Genomic DNA, 18382 nt, shown 5'->3' with positions numbered 1-18382 from the left:
GTGCACCGTGCACCTGTGCACGTGTGCATTTATGAAAATCTGAGGCCACAAGCTTGAGATACGCATATTTCATTGTTGCATCCTTCCTGTTTGTTTCCCTTCTCGGGCCGGCTGATTCGTGGGCACAGGAGAAGAGACAGGAGATCTCCGTTACAGCCGGGAGCATGACATCCTTTCCCGATGGGACCCTCATAGCTGAAGGAAATGTTCTGGTCGAGGGAGAAGGGGTGACCGTCAGGGGCGACAACCTCAGATACGATCCTGGTTCCGATACTCTCATTCTTACAGGCAACGTTGTCATGAAGGAGGACGGGGGAGGGGCTTTCACCGGAGATGCACTGGCCCTGGACCTGGCCGATCTCACTGGAGGTATAAGCCGGGGAGAGATCATCATTGTTCCAAACGGTTTCAGAGTGCTCGGGGAAGATATCAATCGCACCGGGCCGGAGGAGTACAGTATTCGAAAGGGGGTCTTCACCAGCTGCCCTGGCGAATGTCCCGACTGGTCCATCACCGCTTCGAGAATAAAGGTTCGCAAGGAGGGGTACCTGGAAGCAAGACACGCTGCTTTCAGGATATTCGGAATACCGGTCTTTTATACCCCTTACCTTTTTTATCCTGTTAAGACAAAGAGGCAGACAGGGCTGCTGTTCCCGGAATTCGGTTTTTCCGATGAGAAAGGGCTGGAATCCATATGGCCTGTTTTTATAACTTTGGGATCCCATGCCGATGCCACAGTAAGCCCGAGAATGTTCAGTCGTGACAGCTCCGGACTAGGTCTTGAGTCCCGCTACAGACTGGATTGGGGAGGCAGAGGGCAGATAGCCGGTTTCGCCATGAGTGGTGAACGGTCTGACATGTGGTATGTCCGGGCCCATCATGCCATGGCCTTGACACCGGATCTGTGGTTAAGGGGACGGTGGTACGATACCGGAGAGGCGAATTCTGCCGCTGTGTTCGGGGGTACGTTTGAAGAGAGATACCCTGGGGCTGTTTACCGGCACGCATCCCTTGAGGGAGATCATGGCATTCTGGGCTTCAATATTCAGACCAGCAGTCTCCTGGCCGATGGGTCACTTGCCAGAAGCGATACGTTAGGGACTGTCCTGAACCGTGATCTGGGGGTTGTCCGATTAGGTCCCGCAGGAGGGGACTTATGGCGGGTCGGGATCCAAGCCGAAGATACACATTTTGATGGCGGAGAAAAACGCACACTTGTAAGTCCGACCCTGGTTCTACAAATCCCTGGCCCCTGGAAACTGGCTGGACACATCCAGGGCCGAGGTATCATAGGGACAGGAGGGGGTGAAGGGTCTACTGAGGATGAAGCCTACATTGTCATTTTAGCTGAAAAACTTGCTGCTGAATCCTCCGGCGCCTGGGGAAAGCACCTTGTAGATCTGGAGATAACCGCCTCGGCAGCTCAGGGAGCGGCCTTCGGAGAATCGGTCATCCGAGACGGAAGGGACCTGGTCGAGGAGAGAAAAGTTATTGATGCCCGTGTGCGCAGTCTTTTGACCTCATCCCGGTTAAGGTGGGATCTGACGGCCGGAAGCTGGCGGGATCACGAACTGGATCTGGCACAGTCTTACGCTATAACCCGCCTGTCTTATTCCGGGGTTTTCCTGGGAGCTTCGAGGAACCGGGACGACGTTTTTAGCCTCGTGCTGCCATCCATTCCTGTTGACAGGGACTCCCTGCGTGGCTGGCACGTTGACGCGGGGTATGAATCAAATGCTTTTGGTGTCACGGTGGGCCGAGATTCTACTGATGGGTCATCGGGAATGCTCAGCGGTAAAGGCCATTTAACCCTGGCTGGGGTTCGGGTTTCGGGTGAAACTTTCTACGATATGGATGCCGATACCTTGGCTGATGATACGGTAACCGTCCTCATCCCGGGGCGATGCTGGACATTGAGTGTGGGGCGCTCTCGCAGCCCTGACAGGACAGACTGGAAACTGAAATTGGAGCTGGGCATATAAAAATGCAGTGTAGAGTGTAAAGTGTCGTGTGTAGAGGAAACACCAAAAGGAACTGAAGGCTGATATTGAGGAAGTGCTCTGCACTCTAAACCCTGCACTCTGAACTATAATGTAAAGGATATACCTTGACATGTCTGGACCACTGTTCTACATTTTAGCGCCCTTCGGATTGGCTTTCGCCCTGTTCGCCGTTTTCCTCGTCGTCTCCATTTTTCTGAAAGACCCGGCCCGGCCGTTCAGAATGTTCGGAGCCCCTCCTCTGGAGGGGAGTGCAGAGTGTAATGGGCAGAGTGGAGGGGAAAATGCGAAAAAAGAGCAGGAGCTAGAAGAGGAACAGGAACAGGAACAGATAACCGTGAATAGTGAAAGGTGAATAGTAAATAATGCATATTGTTTATATCCATTCACTGTTCACACTTCACGATTTACCTAACTTTTGGAATACGGAATCTGAAAACTGGAATTAGAATTTTATGAATCAAGCCAACATCCGCAACTTTTCTATCATCGCCCATATCGACCATGGGAAATCCACCCTTGCAGACCGTCTCCTGGAAGCCACTGGAGCCCTTACCAAAAGGCAGATGACCGAACAGGTCCTCGATTCCATGGATATAGAGAGGGAACGGGGAATCACGATAAAGGCCCAGACTGTCAGGTTGCATTACCAGGGGGTTGACGGGCAGGAGTACGCCCTCAACCTCATTGACACCCCTGGCCACGTGGACTTTTCCTACGAGGTCTCACGGTCCCTGTCGGCCTGTGAAGGAGCGTTACTGGTAGTGGACGCTGTCCAGGGGGTAGAAGCCCAGACTATCGCCAACGCCTATCTGGCGGTGGAGCAGGACCTTGTCATCATACCGGTTATCAACAAGATCGATCTACCCAATGCCGATGCCGGGAGAGTCAAGGAAGAGCTGGTGTCATTACTGGGGATCGATCCGGATGAAGTGCTGGAGGTTAGCGCCAAGGCGGGGATCGGTATCAAGGAACTTCTAGAGGCCGTGGTTAAGCGAGTGCCCGCTCCAATAGGTGATCGCACAGGCCTTCTGCGCGCACTTGTTGTGGACTCGTGGTACGACAATTACGTAGGTGTCGTCAGCCTTGTAAGGGTGTTCGAGGGTACGCTTTATGCCCGTTCCAGAATAAAGCTCATTATCCAGGGCGGCAGTTATGATATTGGTGAGATCGGTACTTTTCGTCCCGCGTCCGTGAAGGAAAAATCACTGGGAGCGGGAGACGTGGGGTATCTGGTGCCCGGTATCAAGGACCTGAAAAAACTTCAGGTCGGTGATACTGTCACCAACGCGTCTTCACCCGCAACCGAACCGTTGCCCGGGTTCAGACCTGTTCGACCTATGGTCTATACAGGCCTTTATCCCGCGGCGAGCGAGGATTTCGCCCAACTTCGTGAAGCTCTTGAAAAACTGGTCTTGAACGACGCGGCTCTCTCCTTTGAGCCAGAGACATCCGAAGCTCTGGGTTTCGGGTTCCGATGCGGGTTTCTGGGTATGCTGCACATGGAAGTGGTACAGGAGCGCCTGGAGAGACACCATCAGCTTGACCTTGTCACCACAGCGCCCACAGTTGTCTACAAAGTTCTTAAAAAGAACGGCGAATGGATCGAAGTTCACAACCCAGCAAAATTGTCCTTTTCCGGTGATTATGATGAGATCCACGAACCTTACGTCCGAGCCACCATCCTGGTCCCCGACAAGTACCTCGGAGGGCTGCTTTCCCTTCTTACGGATCGCCGAGGAGTACAGAAGGGCCTGACCTATCTCGAGGACAGAAGGGTTATGCTGGAGTACGATCTCCCTCTGGCCGAGATCATCTTCGATTTCTATGACAGGCTCAAGTCCACCAGCCGAGGCTACGCTTCCCTGGATTACGACCCCGTGGGGTATCGGGCCGGTGATCTGGTAAAACTGGATATTAAGGTCAACGGGGAAACGGTTGATGCCCTTTCGGTCATAGCACCAAAGGAAAAGGCCTATTACAGGGGTCGTGACCTTGCTGCGAAAATGAAGGAACTCATCCCCAGGCAGATGTTCGAGGTTATTATCCAGGCGGCCATCGGTAGCCGTATCGTCGCCAGGGAAACGGTGAGGGCCCTGAGAAAGAACGTGCTGGCCAAGTGCTACGGAGGAGACGTGAGCAGGAAGCGCAAGCTCTTGGAAAAACAGAAGGAAGGCAAGAAAAGAATGAAGAGCGTGGGCCGTGTGGAGATCCCACAGGAGGCTTTTATGGCGATTTTGAAAATTGAGTGAAAGTAGCCTGTGAACTGTGAACCCTTCGACAGGCTCAGGGCAGGCGGTGAACCGTGAACCGTGAACTTTAAACCTTGACCTTTGGTTTTTTGCGTAAAATCCGTTACCCTCACCTTCGTTTGTTATCAGGGTTGGTTATTACCCTTCACCCTTCACCCTTCACGGTTCACTGATTCTCAAGGAGAAACTTTTGTCCAGCGATATGACCAGAACTGAAAAGATCAATACACCAGAACAAGTGTTGGGTAGCACCAAGAGTAAGATCAGGGAGTACGCCGAAGCTATCATACTGGCGCTTATCCTGGCCCTTTTCATCCGCACCTTTGTAATTCAGGCTTTCAAGATCCCTTCCCCAAGCATGGTACCTACCCTGCTGGTGGGTGACCATATTCTGGTCAATAAATTTCTCTTCGGGTTCAAGACGCCCTTTTCCGACCATAAGATCATGGCCCTTCGAGGGCCCAAACGGGGGGATGTCATTGTTTTCAAATACCCCAGGGACAAAAAACTGGATTTTATAAAAAGATGTGTGGGTGTGGGAGGGGAGACAGTGGAGGTCCGGGATAAACGGGTTTTCATCAACGGAGAAGCGATTGATTTTCCGCAAGCCGTTTTCCTTGATGAAGGGACGTTCTTGACCGGACGGGACACCTTTGGACCGGTGACCGTTCCCGAGGGAAAGGTTTTCGTCATGGGGGATAACCGGGATAACTCCAACGACAGCCGTTTCTGGGGGTTTGTGGATCTGGCGGATGTTAGGGGGAAGGCCATCGTTATTTACTGGTCGTGGGATAAGTCGCGAAACTGGCCGCGGTTTGGCCGAATAGGGGATGGAATTGATTAGTAAAGGGGTTCGGCGCGCAATAACGGGCAATCTGCTTCGTTCTCAGTCGCGCGTGATCCTCGAAGTACTCAGCCATGTACGTCTGCGGTCCCACGCTCCCTCGGGCCTTGCATCTCACCCCTTCTAGCGCGCCGGTTAGCGCATTCCACCCAAATGCGATCACGGCAATCACACACCTATGTAATCCTCATCCCGCCGCTGGCGGGACCACGGTTGCCTCGTCAGTCGAGCCTCGTGCCCGGCACACTCTTGACAGCCGATAGAAACGGGCTATGTTAGACGCGATTTCAGATTACAAACATCGACAGGTTGTAGACTCTGACAAATTCCAGAGTTTAGACTGATCCCGTGAGTAACCTGAAACCTGAAACTCGAAACCTGAAACCGCGACCCTGGTCGCTGCGCCTGATCTCCATCTGGTTCGCCGTCCAGGTCCTTTTCAACGTCATCACCGCCATCTATTTAGCCCTCCATCCCCTTGACGAGCCCGTATCGTGGTTTGAGCGTTTGGATCTTACGGGCAACACCGGCATCAATGCGGCTCTTGCCATCGGTCTCTGGCGCAGGACGATGTGGGCGTGGTCCACCGCGGTGTGGCTCGTTTCTCTGTACTAGGCTCTGCACAACTGGCACATGTTCGTTCCGTTCTCAAATCTCAAATCTCAAAATGACTTGGAAAACAAGATCCCCCTGGACAGGTTCGGGGTCCTGAGCTTTGTCCAAGGGCAAAATCCGAGAACCAGGAATTAGGGAGTGCACCGGTTCATTAGTCCACCAAATCGTTAGCTTATATTCTGCGTTCCACATTCTACATTCTACATTCTTGCTTTTTCTGGTAAAAAGGTTCTGGAACGGAGTTAGGATTACTCCTACCTCTACTAATACTTATACTTATACTTTTACATATACCAAGGAGTCCTCCCATGCCGTCCTTCGATGTCGTAAACCGTATTGACATGCAGGAAGTGGACAACGCAGTTAACAATGCCAAAAAAGAGATCGCCACCCGGTACGATCTTCGCCAGTCGCGGTCCGAGTTGGACCTGGACCGCAAGGAGGAGAAGGTCAAGATCCTGGCGGCCGATGAGATGAAGTTAAAGGCCATTAAGGAGATCGTTATCACCCAGCTTGTGAGAAGGAAGATCGAGGCCAAGGGGCTTCACTTTGCCGAGCACGAGCCCACGAGCCAGGGACATCTCAAATGCGAGGGGGCCTTCCAGCAGGGGATCGACAAGGAAACGGCACGGAAGATCGTCAAAATGATCAAGGATTCGAAGCTTAAGGTCCAGGCGGCTATCCAGGATGACCAGGTGAGGGTAACGGGGAAAAAGATCGACGATCTCCAGTCGGTCATTGCCATGCTCAGGGAAAAGGATATGGAGATCCCGCTGCAATATGTGAATATGAAAGACTGAGGACCTGGATCTGGTGGAAGGATGAAGGACGAAGAAACGCAAATAATTCCCCCTCCCTCCTTCCCTATTCCTCCTTCTGGTTTCCACTTTTGACTTTTTTTCATTTTGTGGTAATCATTCTCAAATGAAAAAGTTAAGAAACTACCTCATAGCTGCCGTCATCCTGTACCTCCTCATTTCGGGATGGATGATCGGAGTGCCTTACGTCAGAAATGTCATGTTCGCGGACGAGGTGGACAATATCGCCCGTGGTCTGAATTATGATGGAACCATCCCCAGAGCCACGGGCCGGGTCAAAAATGCTGCCAGCAGTAACAATATTCCCATCACCGAGAAGAATATTGTCATCGTTAAAGATCCCAAAACCAACTATACCCTGGTGGAAGTTAAATACTCCGTGTCCGTGCCAACGCCCTTTGATCTGTATACACATGTGTGGAATTTCCACGTGAGAGAGGAAAAAGGGAAGAAATAGATAAAATAAATCTCATATCTCAAATCTCAGATCTCAGAAAATACAAGCTCCTGGAACAAGAACAAACACACAGGATGTCAACAGGTCACAGTTTGAAGGTCATCATGTTTGAGGATTTATTTTGAGATATGAGATATGAGATTTGAGATCTGGGATTGGCGTTAAATCGGCCCTTCCCTCTTGACAACAACTCCCGTTCGCGAGATAAGGTGTCTGTTACCACCCTTTAATCTAATTCCGTGAGATTAGGAAGGGAACGTAGATGAACAGCATTAGAAAAAAAGTATTCATGGCCTCTCCGCGTATGCGGGGAGGCCATTTTTTTCCTGGTGAGGCTGAGAATGGGAACTGTTCCATCCACATCTATTGCCGTGAAAGGCAGGGAGAAACCATATGAGAGGCCGACGCCGCAGACAGATCATGGACCATGTAGAGATCGACAGGGCTATCAAACGGATAGCGTTTGAGATCCTGGAAAAAAACAAGGGACCTGAGGATATCCTTCTGGTGGGTATACCTACCCCCGGCCCGGCCCTGGCGCAGCGGATCTGCAGACACATAGAGAATGTGGAAGGTGCCAAGGTTCCCACTGGCAGTCTCGATATCACCTTTTACCGTGATGATATCGATGATCGCCCGAAGCCAATGCCCAAGGCTACCGATATGCCGGGGGACATATCGGGCAAGACGATCGTTCTCGTTGACGATGTTCTTTTCACAGGGCGTACGATCCGGGCCGCCATGGACGCTCTTATGGACCACGGAAGACCTGCGAGGGTCCAGCTTGCTGCCCTGGTTGACAGAGGGCACAGGGAACTCCCTATCAGAGCCGATTTTGTGGGCAGGAATATTCCCACCAGACTGCACGAAAAGGTCAGGGTTCTGCTCACCGAACAAGGTGCAAAGGTTGACGAGGTGGCGATCGAGGAAGGGGAAATGGAATGAGAATCCCAAATCTCAAATCTCAAATCGCAAAGTCGAACTTTTACGAATATCATAACCCTCTTTCTGAGATCTGAGATCTGAGATCGCATCGGAGGTACTACCATGATCGGCAATTCAAACCACCTTCTGGGGCTGGACGGTCTTACCAGGGATGATATCACCCGTGTGTTGAACGCGGCAGCCGGGATGAAAGAAATCTCAGCCAGAAAGATCAAAAAGGTACCGACCCTCAGAGGCAAGACCATCGTGAACCTTTTCTTCGAGCCCAGCACCAGAACGCGGACGTCCTTCGAGATCGCGGCCAAACGTCTTTCCGCTGACGCGGTGAATTTTTCGGCCTCGGCAAGCAGCACTTCCAAGGGGGAAACCCTGGTGGACACTGCACGGAACATCGAAGCCATGGCTCCCGATGTCGTCATCATCAGGCACAAGTTCAGCGGGTCCCCTTACATGCTGGCTGATCGCCTGGATTGTTCTATCGTTAACGCGGGTGACGGATCTCATCAGCACCCCAGCCAGGGGCTTTTGGATATCTTTACCGCAAGGGAAAGGAAGGGCGACCTTACTGGTCTTAAAGTTGTCATTGCCGGTGATATCACCCACAGTCGGGTGGCCCGGTCCGACATCTACGGGTTTACCGCCATGGGGGCTAACGTGCACGTTACGGGCCCGCCGACTATGGTTCCTGTCGGTATTGAGGCCATGGGTGCGACGGTCCAGCCGTCTTTCGATGCGGCCATTGAAGGCGCCGATATCATAATCATGCTGCGGATACAGTTGGAGAGGAAAAGCGGGATGCTGATCCCCAGTCTCAGGGAGTATGCCAGGTTCTTCGGCCTCAACGCCGAGCGCCTTGCCACTGCGAATAGGGATGTTCTCGTCATGCACCCGGGGCCGATCAACAGGGGCATCGAAATATCCTCGGAGATAGCCGATGGACCTTACAGTGTAATTATTGACCAGGTGGAAAACGGGGTGGCAGTGAGAATGGCCATCCTCTATCTCCTAAGTGGAGGAATCGATGAAATGGTTGATTAGCGGCGGACGGATCGTGGATCCTGCTTCGGGCAGGGACGAGGTAGCTGACCTCCTCCTTGAGGACGGTGTGATCAAAGGAACAGGCCAGGGGGGCAAGGCTACCCGCGGGGTTAAGAATGTGGATGCTTCCGGTCTTCTTGTCGTTCCGGGGCTCATTGACATGCATTGCCATCTGAGGGAACCAGGATTTGAATACAAGGAGACTGTGGCCTCCGGCAGTGCGGCGGCCGTAAAAGGCGGTATTACGTCGGTAATGTGTATGGCCAACACTGATCCGGTCAACGATTGCGCCTCCGTGACTGCCCATATCCTGGCCAAGGCGTCCCAGGCCGGTCTTGCAAGAGTCTACCCCATAGGAGCGATCACTAAAGGGATGCAGGGCGAATCCCTGTCCGAGATGGGGGAGCTGGCCCAGAGCGGGTGTGTGGCAGTGTCCGACGATGGCCGGCCCGTGCACAGTGGCGGCATCATGCGCAGGGCCATCGAATACTCGGCCGCTTTCGGCCTCCTTGTCATTGCTCACGCTGAGGATTTGAGCATCGCAGGTGAGGGTGTTATGCACGAGGGGTTTGTGGCCACCATGCTGGGTCTCGAGGGGATACCGGCAGCTGCCGCGTTGTCCGAAATAGCCCGGGACATAGCCCTGGTTCGGGAATTCGGAGGTCGGATCCACATTGCCCACGTAAGCACGCGAAGCGAGGTGGATCTGATCCGTAACGCCAAAGCCGAAGGCCTGTCCGTAACTGCTGAAACCTGCCCTCACTTTTTCACCCTGGATCACGAGGCTGTGAGGGGTTTCGATACAAACTCGAAGGTGAATCCGCCCCTGAGGACAGCTGATGATGTTGAAGGGATCATCGAAAGCCTCGCCGACGGGACGATGGATGTGATCGCCACCGACCATGCTCCACACCACAGGGATGAAAAGGACCGGGAGTTTGACCTGGCCGCCTTCGGTATCTCCGGTTTTGAAACGGCTTTGGCATTGACCCTCGGTCTCGTACATAAAGGCCGTCTGCCCCTGATGGAGGGCCTTGCCAAGTGGACGGTGAACCCCGCAAGGATCGCCGGACTGCCGGGGGGTACCCTTGCCGAGGGCGCTCAAGCAGATGTGACCCTTTTGGATATGGAGGCTCAGTGGATGGTAGATCCTGCCCTGTTCCTTTCCAAGGGTAAAAACACCCCCTTTGCGGGAATGAAGCTGACGGGGGAGGTGGCGAACACCTTTGTAGGGGGGAGGATGGTGTACGATCGCAATAAAGGGATAATAAAACAGGAAGGATGAAGGAAGAAGGAAAAACATTTAAATACAAAGCCTTGGAAGGATTCCAGATTATGGACGGATTGGAGGTTTCTTCCTCCTCCCTCCTTCCTCCTTCCCTATTCCATAAGCAGGAATTTCCATGCCCAGCCTTGCGCAGATCTTAAAGAACAACAAACCCCGTGCCACCCTTGCCCTTGCCGATGGGACTGTCTTTCGCGGCTGGGGTTTCGGAGCCGAGGGTGTCACTGTGGGGGAGGTGGTCTTTAACACCTGCATGACCGGTTATCAGGAGGTCCTCACCGATCCATCCTATCATCGACAGATCGTCGTTATGACACCCGTTCAGATAGGCAACACAGGGGTCAACTCGAGGGATGATGAGTCGGAGAAACCCCATGTGTCCGGTTTTGTTGTGCGGGAGAGTTCCACGGTGACAAGCAGCTGGAGAGCGGAGGAGGGTCTGGAGTCCTGGCTGGCCGGAAACGGTATCATCGGGATCGAGGGTGTCGATACCCGTGCTCTTACCAGGTACATCAGGGACCATGGCGCCCAGGCCGGGGCTATCGGCACAGGCGATGTAAATGAGGATGACCTGGTGGATACGGCACGTTCGTGGGGGACCATGGAAGGTAAGGACCTTGTGGCCGAGGTTACCCCTTCTGAAGCGTATGATTGGGAAGAGGGTCCCTACCACCCGCTCACCGGGTTTTCAGAGGTGTCCGGGACTCTGCGTGTGGTTGCTCTGGATTACGGTATAAAGAGGAATATCCTCAGGGAACTGGCGGGGGTCGGCTGCAAGGTCACGGTGGTGCCGGCAGGGACGTCATCGGAAAGGATCCTTGAACTTGAGCCTGACGGGGTTTTCCTGTCCAATGGTCCGGGTGACCCTGAACCGGTCAAATGCGCTGTGGCCTGCGTGAAGGAACTTCTGGGCAAGGTGCCTGTCTTCGGGATCTGTCTCGGCCACCAGATACTCGGTCTGGCCCTTGGCGGCACCACCTACAAGCTGAAGTTCGGACACCATGGAGGAAACCACCCCGTAAAGGACCTGGCTACCGGAAAGGTTGAGATCACCTCACAGAATCATGGATTCGTTGTTGATCCGGCCTCCCTTGTCAAAGCCGGTCAGAAGGTGGAGATCACCCATATCAACCTCAACGATGAGACTGTTGAGGGGATCAGACACCTTGAGATGCCGGCTTTTTCGGTCCAGTACCACCCGGAGGCAGCGCCCGGGCCCCATGATGCGCACTATCTGTTTCACCGATTTGTGGAATTAATGGAAAACTTCAAGAATTCAGAATCGCGGTTTCAAACCCGAAATGCATATTGACATTGGTTCCGCATAATAATTATTGCATGGAGCGGCACCTCATTGCCCAAACGCACAGACATAAAAAAGATCCTTATTGTCGGCTCCGGCCCCATCGTGATCGGGCAGGCCTGCGAATTCGACTATTCAGGGACACAGGCCTGCAAGATCCTCAAGGAGGAGGGGTACGAGATCGTCCTGGTCAACTCCAACCCGGCTACGATCATGACCGATCCGGATCTGGCCGACCGCACCTATATAGAGCCGCTGCTTCCTGAATTCGTGGAGAAGATCATCGAGAAAGAGCGCCCGGATGCGGTCCTTCCCACCCTGGGAGGCCAGACTGCTCTTAACCTGGCCATTGCCCTGGACGAAAGAGGGGTCTTCAAAAAATACAACGTGGAAATGATCGGGGCGGACCGCAAAGCCATTGAGAAAGCAGAGGATCGGGACAAGTTCAAGGCGGCCATGGAAAAGTTGGGTCTGGACCTTCCCAGGAGCGGTTTTGCCAGGTCCATGCACGATGCCCTGGGAGTTCTGGATGAGGTGGGGTTGCCGGCCATCATCCGGCCTTCCTTTACCATGGGAGGGACGGGAGGCAACGTTGCCTTTAACATGGAAGAGTTCGAACGATACATCGCCTGGGGGATCGACATGTCCCCTTCAGGGGAGATCCTGGTCGAGGAGAGTATCCTGGGTTGGAAGGAGTTCGAGCTTGAGGTCATGAGGGACCGCATGGACAACGTGGTCATCGTGTGTCCCATCGAGAACTTCGATCCCATGGGCATCCATACCGGCGATTCCATTACAGTAGCTCCGGCCATGACTCTCACCGATCGTGAGTACCAGATGATGCGGGACGCCTCACTGGCCATCATAAGAGAGATAGGGGTAGATACGGGAGGCTGCAACATCCAGTTCGGTGTTCACCCCGAAACAGGTCGTATGGTGATCATCGAGATGAACCCCCGGGTGTCCAGGTCCAGTGCCCTTGCATCCAAAGCCACCGGTTTTCCCATTGCCAAAATAGCAGCCAAGTTGGCGGTGGGATACACCCTCGATGAAATAACCAACGATATCACAATGGAAACTCCGGCATGCTTCGAGCCTACCATAGATTATGTCGTTGTGAAGTTCCCCAGGTTCGCCTTCGAAAAGTTCCCAAAGGCTGATCAGGCCCTGACGACCCAGATGAAATCGGTGGGGGAGGCCATGGCCATCGGGCGGACCTTCAAGGAAGCTCTTTTAAAATCTATTTCTTCCCTCGAGATATCCTCGGCGGGCCTGGAAGAACGTTCCGATGCCACTGAGAAGGAGATGCTGGATAAGCTCAGAGTACCCAACTGGGAACGCCTCTGGTATCTGGCTGAGGCGCTCCGCAGGGGGATATCTACCGAGAAAATTCTGGAGCTGTCGACTTTCGATCCCTGGTTCCTGGATCAGGTTTCCCAGCTGATCCGGGCGGAGGCATGGTTTGACGGCAGGTCCCTCAGTGACCTGTCCACAGAAGATCTACTCATTGCCAAGCAGGCCGGATTCTCGGATATCCGACTTGGTCAGCTGACGGGGACGAGCCAGAAGAAGGTGCGCGCCAGAAGGTTAAAGGATGGGGTAAAAGCCGCTTTTAAAACAGTAGACACCTGCGGTGCCGAGTTCGTCGCTCACACACCCTATCTGTACTCCAGCTACGACATGGAGGATGAGACTGCTCCCAGTAACAGGAAGAAGATCATCATTCTCGGGGGGGGACCCAACCGGATCGGCCAGGGCATCGAGTTCGATTGCTGCTGCGTCCACGGTGTTTTCGCTCTTAGAGAAGAGGGCTATGAGACGATCATGATCAACTGTAATCCGGAAACGGTAAGCACAGACTACGATACTTCGGATCGTCTCTATTTCGAACCCCTGACTTTAGAACATGTGCTTAACATCGTCGAAGCGGAGAAACCTGATGGTGTCATCGTTCAGTTCGGGGGGCAAACCCCGCTGAGCCTGGCCCTTGGTCTGGAGGCAGCGGGCGTCCCCATCATCGGTACCTCTCCGGACAAGATCGACCTGGCCGAGGATCGGGAGCGTTTTCAGAAACTCCTGCACAAACTGGGTCTTAAGCAGCCGGCTAACGGCATTGCCACCTCGGTTCAGGAGGCGAGAGATGCGGCCTCCGATATCGGCTACCCTGTTGTTGTGCGGCCATCTTACGTACTGGGGGGAAGAGGGATGGAGATCGTCTACGATGAGGGCCGTCTTGAGAAATACATGACACAGGCTGTGATCGCTTCACCGGAACATCCCGTTCTCATAGACAGGTTCGTTGAAGATGCCATAGAGGTTGATGTGGATGCCATCTCGGACGGTATACGGGTCGTTGTGGGTGGTGTCATGGAGCACATCGAGGAGGCGGGAGTCCATTCAGGGGATTCTGCCTGCAGCCTGCCCCCGGTTACCCTGAATGCGAAACTGATCCAGGAGATCGTGCGCCAGACGAAACTCCTGGGAGAGGCTCTCGAAGTCAAAGGCCTTATGAACATTCAGTTTGCCGTCAGAGGCGATGAAGTATTTATTCTGGAAGTGAACCCCAGGGCATCCAGGACGGTACCTTTTGTGAGCAAGGCTATCGGTTTGCCCCTTGCGGGCATGGCGGCCCGGGTTATGGTGGGCCGGACCCTGGAGGAATTGGGTTTTATAGATGAGATCGTTCCGAAGCATATCTCCGTTAAAGAAGCGGTATTTCCTTTTATCAAGTTCCCGGGTGTTGATACCCTCCTGGGACCAGAAATGAGGTCCACCGGTGAGGTGATGGGGATTGACAGCAATTTTCCCATCGCCTTTGCCAAAGCCCAACTGGCTGCAGGCATGCGGATTCCCACCGAAGGCACGGCCCTTCTCTCCATAAAGGACAAGGACAAGCCAGGAGTGGTCCAGATAGCGAAGAAACTTCACGAGATGGGTTTCTATATTAAAGCTACAGAGGGTACGAGGGATTTTCTTTCCGAAGTCGGTATTCAGACACAGTACGTGAAAAAGGTCAGGGAGGGGAGGCCCCACCTGGTAGACGCCATCGTCAACGGTGAGGTCCAGCTTGTTATTAATACTGTGGAGGGGGTTGAAGCCATCGACGATTCCTATTCCATAAGACGATCTTCCATCGAACAGAACGTGGCCTATTTCACCACCGTCCCCGGTGCCAGGGCAGCTGTTCTGGGGATCGAAGCTCTAAAGAGGAAAAATTGGGACGTAAGGGCACTGCAGGACTTTCACTCGCAGGATGTCGAATAACCACATTATCCTGCGAGCTGGTTTTCAGGGTCATGTACATTATGAGTTTTACCTGGAAGGATTCGGAACAGTGCAACCCAAATCAATCATCATCTGGTTTATTGCTCTGGTTATTATGGCCGCTGCGGGCTGCAGAGATCGTTCCCCTATCCGGGACCTTGGGAACAGCTTTACGCCGTCAGGAGAAGAACAGGTCCGGGAACTGGGTATATACTCCGGTAAGGATAGAGTCGGAGACCTTCGGCTGGGCCGTATGAATGGTAACTGGCAGGGCGAAGGCCCGGTTGTTCAACTTTCCGAAAGTGTCCACCTCCGGCTCTCATTTCGCGGTGATCGATTTTCTGTTACATCCAGCCAGTCATCATGGGTGGGTGAGGGAATGGATCTTATAGCCAGTATAGGCTCCATGGATTTCGGCGCGGGAAGCTGGGAAACCAGGGTTCTGAAGGTCCGAGAGGGTAACTATGAGCGGGAGCAGGTTGTTTCCGGAGCTCGAACCAGGGACCGTGTCAGTGTCCCTGCCGGCACCCTCATATCAGATGTCCTGCCTTTGTATCTTGAAAAGGCCCAGCTTGAAAAGAATGCAAAGTTAAAGCTTGGCGTTTTCAATATGACCCTGGGGCAGGAGTTTCCTCTCACCCTCGAGTATCGCGGCGCTAATGGAAACGGCCGGCTCTTTTCCGTGTCCTACTGGGGGATGGAGGAAAAAATATGGATCGACGACAGCGGAATGGTGAACCGGGAGAAAATGGCACTGGGAGTTGAGGCCAGGACCCCTGAGGGAAATGAGCAGTCGGGCTTTTTAGCACTGGAGACGATCCTGTCTGTGACCGCTGTACCAGGTTTGGGGATTCCCGTGGATCTGGGACACCGGGATGAGGCTGTTATCGTGCTTCAGGGGTCGTTCCGCCCGCCCCCGGAGGGAAGGTGGCAGCGTGTGAGCGCTACTGAAGGTGGTGTTGCAGTGACATTGTCAAAGCCCACTATTCCCTCCAGGGATCTGCGGCAGCCGGACATGACCCTGATGCCGGATGATGTGCTCGGCCTTGATCTGGATTCACCAAGGATCAGGGAGCTGTCAATGGAAATAACAGGTTCCCTTGAGGACCCATGGGAGAAGGCCCTGGCCATTGGGCGGTGGGTTAACAGTGAAATTGGAAAATCCATGAGAGAATGTTTTTCCGCCCTTCAGGTTCTTCAAACCGGTGAAGGGGAGTGCCAGTCTCACAGCCTTCTTACGGTGTCTCTTTGTCGTGCTGCAGGCCTGCCGGCACGATTTGCTTACGGTGTCGTCTACCTGCCCGACAGGGGGGCATACGGATTCCACACATGGGTGCAGGTGCATGTAGGCGACTGGATCCCTATTGATCCGACCCTGGGCAATTTCCCCGCTGGTGTGGACCACCTGACCCTTGCTGTGGGCGGCTACCAGGATCAGTTCCGCCTGTTCCCCTTTATCATGGGTAAAGGGGGATGGAGAATAAAATTCCGTGATTCGTGATTTGAGATTAAATACGCCGGAGGTAAAAAACACCATGTGCCATCAAGAACGCGTTCAGAGCGCCCTGACGGAAGCGATTGTCTCCCTCCACGAACCGGTTGCAGCGGGCATGCGGCAGATGGTCCTCTCCTCCTCTGTCTGGCGTGGGGATGATCCTTACCCTGGCCAGTTCATTATGTTGAGGGTTGCTGAGGATTCCGATCCTCTCCTGGCCAGGCCCTTCGGTATCTCCGGGTTCCAAAGAAAGGGAGAGGGAGCCGATGTGGAGATCATGTACCGGGTCGTGGGCAGGGGAACACGCGTTATGGAGCGTTGGAGGTCCGGCCAGTCAGCGACCTTTCTCGGTCCACTCGGAAGAGGGTTCATCCTACCTCCTGAAGGAACCTCCAGCCTTCTGGTTGCCGGGGGTGCTGGGCTGCCGCCACTTTTAGCTCTGGCCAGAAAAATGCAAGCGCTGGGCCGAGTCGGGGAGTTGTCCCTGATCTATGGGGAAGCGAGCAGTGACCGTCTTGTAGACCTGGGAAGGGACCTGTTTCCCGGTGTGGAGACGGCGACGTGCACCGAGGACGGGAGTTGTGGGACCCGGGGACTTGTGACCGGCCTTCTCGAGGCCAAAGATAACGGCGAGGGAAGTCATCTCTTCGTGTGTGGTCCCAACCCCATGATGAAGGCGGTTATGGATCTGGCGGCCCACCGTTGCCTTTCCGCCCAGTATTCCCTGGAGGCCCGCATGGCATGCGGATTTGGTGTGTGTTCCGGGTGCGCGGCCCAATTGGCCTCCGGTGACTATGTGAGAGTGTGCCGCGAGGGGCCGGTTTTTAATGGCAGCGAGCTAGCCCTACATTCTTTTGGAGAAGTGTAGGGGGGCTCTTTGCTGCCTGTTCCTTCGAAACGAAACGGGGTCTCGGCGAAACGGAGAAGCGGGAAAAAGGCATGCCTGTATCGGTGAAACGGGGTGTCGGCGTGTCGGGGAAAGGAAAATTTGAAGTTTGGTGTTTGGGGTTTGAAGTTAGGACAGATAGTTCAGAATATGGAAAACAGGCTTGAAGAAAGTCAAACAGAACCGCTTACGATTATGGCTTATCGCTGGGAGCTAAGATTATGATATCAAACAGCAAACATCAAACTTCAAACCCGGTGGACCTCAGCGTCGATCTCGGCCGTGGTCTGCACTTGCCTAACCCTGTCATGACCGCTTCGGGCACCTTCGGCTACGGTGAGGAGGCCTCAGGGTACTTCGACATCTCACGCCTTGGAGCTGTCGTGGTCAAGGGGATATCCGCCGAGCCCAGACAGGGTAATCCGCCCCCCAGGGTGGTGGAGACTCCCTCGGGAATGCTCAATTCTATCGGGCTTCAGAATGTTGGAATGGAGATCTTCATTTCAGAAAAGATGCCCTTTCTAAGAGCCACCGGAGCCAGGGTGGTCGTGAACGTTCTTGGCAGCAGTGTGGAGGAATACGCCAGGGTTTGTGAGCGCCTCGACAAGGTGGATGGGGTGTTGGCCCTGGAAGTCAACATTTCCTGTCCCAACGTCAAGGAGGGCGGTGTTCAGTTCGGGATGAAGAAGCCGTTGGCTGCCGGCCTGGTAAAGGTACTCAGGGATGTGACCGACAAGCACCTTATGGTGAAGCTATCCCCAAACTGCGGCGACATTGCCGGCATTGCCCGGGCGGTGGAGGAGGCCGGGGCCGACTCAGTGTCCCTCATCAATACCATCACCGGTATGGAGATTGATGTCAGAACAAGGCGCCCTGTTCTGGGCGGTGTGATGGGAGGGCTTTCAGGACCAGCTATCCGGCCCGTTGCGCTGAGGATGGTTCACGAGGTATTCAGGTCCGTCAAGATCCCGGTGGTGGGTCTGGGCGGGATCATGGAGGGTGAACACGCTCTGCAGTTTCTTATAGCAGGGGCTTCGGCAGTGCAGGTAGGCACCGCTACCTTTACCGACCCTCTGGCTCCCCTGCGAGTCCTCGAATCCTTAAGTGAATATCTCCAGAAAGAGCAGATATCGGCCAGGGAACTTGTTGGATCCCTTTGCCTTTGCCGTAATTGATTCCG

General features: G+C 54.0%; 15 protein-coding genes. All 15 read left to right on the top strand.

Annotation, left to right across the window (positions count from 1 at the left end; translation table 11 throughout):
- Positions 1 to 53 precede the first annotated feature (53 nt).
- Complete coding sequence (locus tag P1S59_00530) at positions 54 to 1982, top strand: putative LPS assembly protein LptD (protein ID MDF1524750.1); 1929 nt, start codon at positions 54 to 56, stop codon at positions 1980 to 1982.
- Between the two features lie 130 nt (positions 1983 to 2112).
- On the top strand, positions 2113 to 2355 hold the full coding sequence (locus P1S59_00525) for a hypothetical protein (protein ID MDF1524749.1): 243 nt from the start codon (positions 2113 to 2115) through the stop codon (positions 2353 to 2355).
- A gap of 100 nt (positions 2356 to 2455) precedes the next feature.
- Positions 2456 to 4252, top strand: coding sequence for a translation elongation factor 4 (lepA, locus tag P1S59_00520; GenBank protein ID MDF1524748.1), 1797 nt, complete (start codon positions 2456 to 2458; stop codon positions 4250 to 4252).
- 190 nt (positions 4253 to 4442) lie between these two features.
- Positions 4443 to 5096, top strand: coding sequence for a signal peptidase I (gene lepB, locus P1S59_00515; protein ID MDF1524747.1), 654 nt, complete (start codon positions 4443 to 4445; stop codon positions 5094 to 5096).
- Between the two features lie 348 nt (positions 5097 to 5444).
- Positions 5445 to 5711, top strand: coding sequence for a hypothetical protein (locus tag P1S59_00510; protein ID MDF1524746.1), 267 nt, complete (start codon positions 5445 to 5447; stop codon positions 5709 to 5711).
- 308 nt (positions 5712 to 6019) lie between these two features.
- Positions 6020 to 6511, top strand: a complete 492-nt coding sequence (locus tag P1S59_00505; protein MDF1524745.1) for a YajQ family cyclic di-GMP-binding protein — start codon at positions 6020 to 6022, stop codon at positions 6509 to 6511.
- 124 nt (positions 6512 to 6635) lie between these two features.
- Entirely contained in the window at positions 6636 to 6986 is a 351-nt protein-coding gene (locus tag P1S59_00500) for a hypothetical protein (protein MDF1524744.1), read from the top strand.
- Positions 6987 to 7379: 393 nt separating this feature from the next.
- Positions 7380 to 7931: a bifunctional pyr operon transcriptional regulator/uracil phosphoribosyltransferase PyrR gene (gene pyrR, locus P1S59_00495; GenBank protein MDF1524743.1), complete on the top strand. Its 552-nt coding sequence runs from the start codon at positions 7380 to 7382 to the stop codon at positions 7929 to 7931.
- A 102-nt stretch (positions 7932 to 8033) separates the two neighbouring features.
- Positions 8034 to 8969, top strand: a complete 936-nt coding sequence (locus tag P1S59_00490; GenBank protein ID MDF1524742.1) for an aspartate carbamoyltransferase catalytic subunit — start codon at positions 8034 to 8036, stop codon at positions 8967 to 8969.
- On the top strand, positions 8953 to 10254 hold the full coding sequence (locus P1S59_00485) for a dihydroorotase (GenBank protein ID MDF1524741.1): 1302 nt from the start codon (positions 8953 to 8955) through the stop codon (positions 10252 to 10254). Before P1S59_00490 ends, P1S59_00485 begins: the two co-directional genes overlap by 17 nt.
- 118 nt (positions 10255 to 10372) lie before the next feature.
- Positions 10373 to 11566: a glutamine-hydrolyzing carbamoyl-phosphate synthase small subunit gene (gene carA, locus P1S59_00480; GenBank protein MDF1524740.1), complete on the top strand. Its 1194-nt coding sequence runs from the start codon at positions 10373 to 10375 to the stop codon at positions 11564 to 11566.
- A gap of 42 nt (positions 11567 to 11608) precedes the next feature.
- On the top strand, positions 11609 to 14821 hold the full coding sequence (carB, locus tag P1S59_00475; GenBank protein MDF1524739.1) for a carbamoyl-phosphate synthase large subunit: 3213 nt from the start codon (positions 11609 to 11611) through the stop codon (positions 14819 to 14821).
- A 70-nt stretch (positions 14822 to 14891) separates the two neighbouring features.
- On the top strand, positions 14892 to 16322 hold the full coding sequence (locus tag P1S59_00470) for a transglutaminase family protein (GenBank protein MDF1524738.1): 1431 nt from the start codon (positions 14892 to 14894) through the stop codon (positions 16320 to 16322).
- 34 nt (positions 16323 to 16356) lie between these two features.
- Positions 16357 to 17184, top strand: coding sequence for a dihydroorotate dehydrogenase electron transfer subunit (locus P1S59_00465; protein ID MDF1524737.1), 828 nt, complete (start codon positions 16357 to 16359; stop codon positions 17182 to 17184).
- A 239-nt stretch (positions 17185 to 17423) separates the two neighbouring features.
- Entirely contained in the window at positions 17424 to 18377 is a 954-nt protein-coding gene (locus tag P1S59_00460; GenBank protein ID MDF1524736.1) for a dihydroorotate dehydrogenase, read from the top strand.
- Positions 18378 to 18382: the final 5 nt, after the last annotated feature.

This window comes from bacterium, from assembly GCA_029210965.1.
GTDB lineage: Bacteria > BMS3Abin14 > BMS3Abin14 > BMS3Abin14 > BMS3Abin14 > JALHUC01.
Note: the sequence above shows the minus strand (reverse complement) of the source record. Positions and strands in the feature narration are given on the sequence as shown.

What these genes read in the sequence shown, in the direction of transcription:
- carA (MDF1524740.1), top strand. Translation starts at nt 10,373, where the DNA reads ATGCCCAGCCTTGCGCAGATCTTAAAGAACAACAAACCCCGTGCCACC.
- P1S59_00485 (MDF1524741.1), top strand. Translation starts at nt 8,953, where the DNA reads ATGAAATGGTTGATTAGCGGCGGACGGATCGTGGATCCTGCTTCGGGC.
- P1S59_00460 (MDF1524736.1), top strand. Translation starts at nt 17,424, where the DNA reads ATGATATCAAACAGCAAACATCAAACTTCAAACCCGGTGGACCTCAGC.
- P1S59_00500 (MDF1524744.1), top strand. Translation starts at nt 6,636, where the DNA reads ATGAAAAAGTTAAGAAACTACCTCATAGCTGCCGTCATCCTGTACCTC.
- P1S59_00525 (MDF1524749.1), top strand. Translation starts at nt 2,113, where the DNA reads ATGTCTGGACCACTGTTCTACATTTTAGCGCCCTTCGGATTGGCTTTC.
- pyrR (MDF1524743.1), top strand. Translation starts at nt 7,380, where the DNA reads ATGAGAGGCCGACGCCGCAGACAGATCATGGACCATGTAGAGATCGAC.
- P1S59_00505 (MDF1524745.1), top strand. Translation starts at nt 6,020, where the DNA reads ATGCCGTCCTTCGATGTCGTAAACCGTATTGACATGCAGGAAGTGGAC.
- lepA (MDF1524748.1), top strand. Translation starts at nt 2,456, where the DNA reads ATGAATCAAGCCAACATCCGCAACTTTTCTATCATCGCCCATATCGAC.
- P1S59_00465 (MDF1524737.1), top strand. Translation starts at nt 16,357, where the DNA reads ATGTGCCATCAAGAACGCGTTCAGAGCGCCCTGACGGAAGCGATTGTC.
- P1S59_00490 (MDF1524742.1), top strand. Translation starts at nt 8,034, where the DNA reads ATGATCGGCAATTCAAACCACCTTCTGGGGCTGGACGGTCTTACCAGG.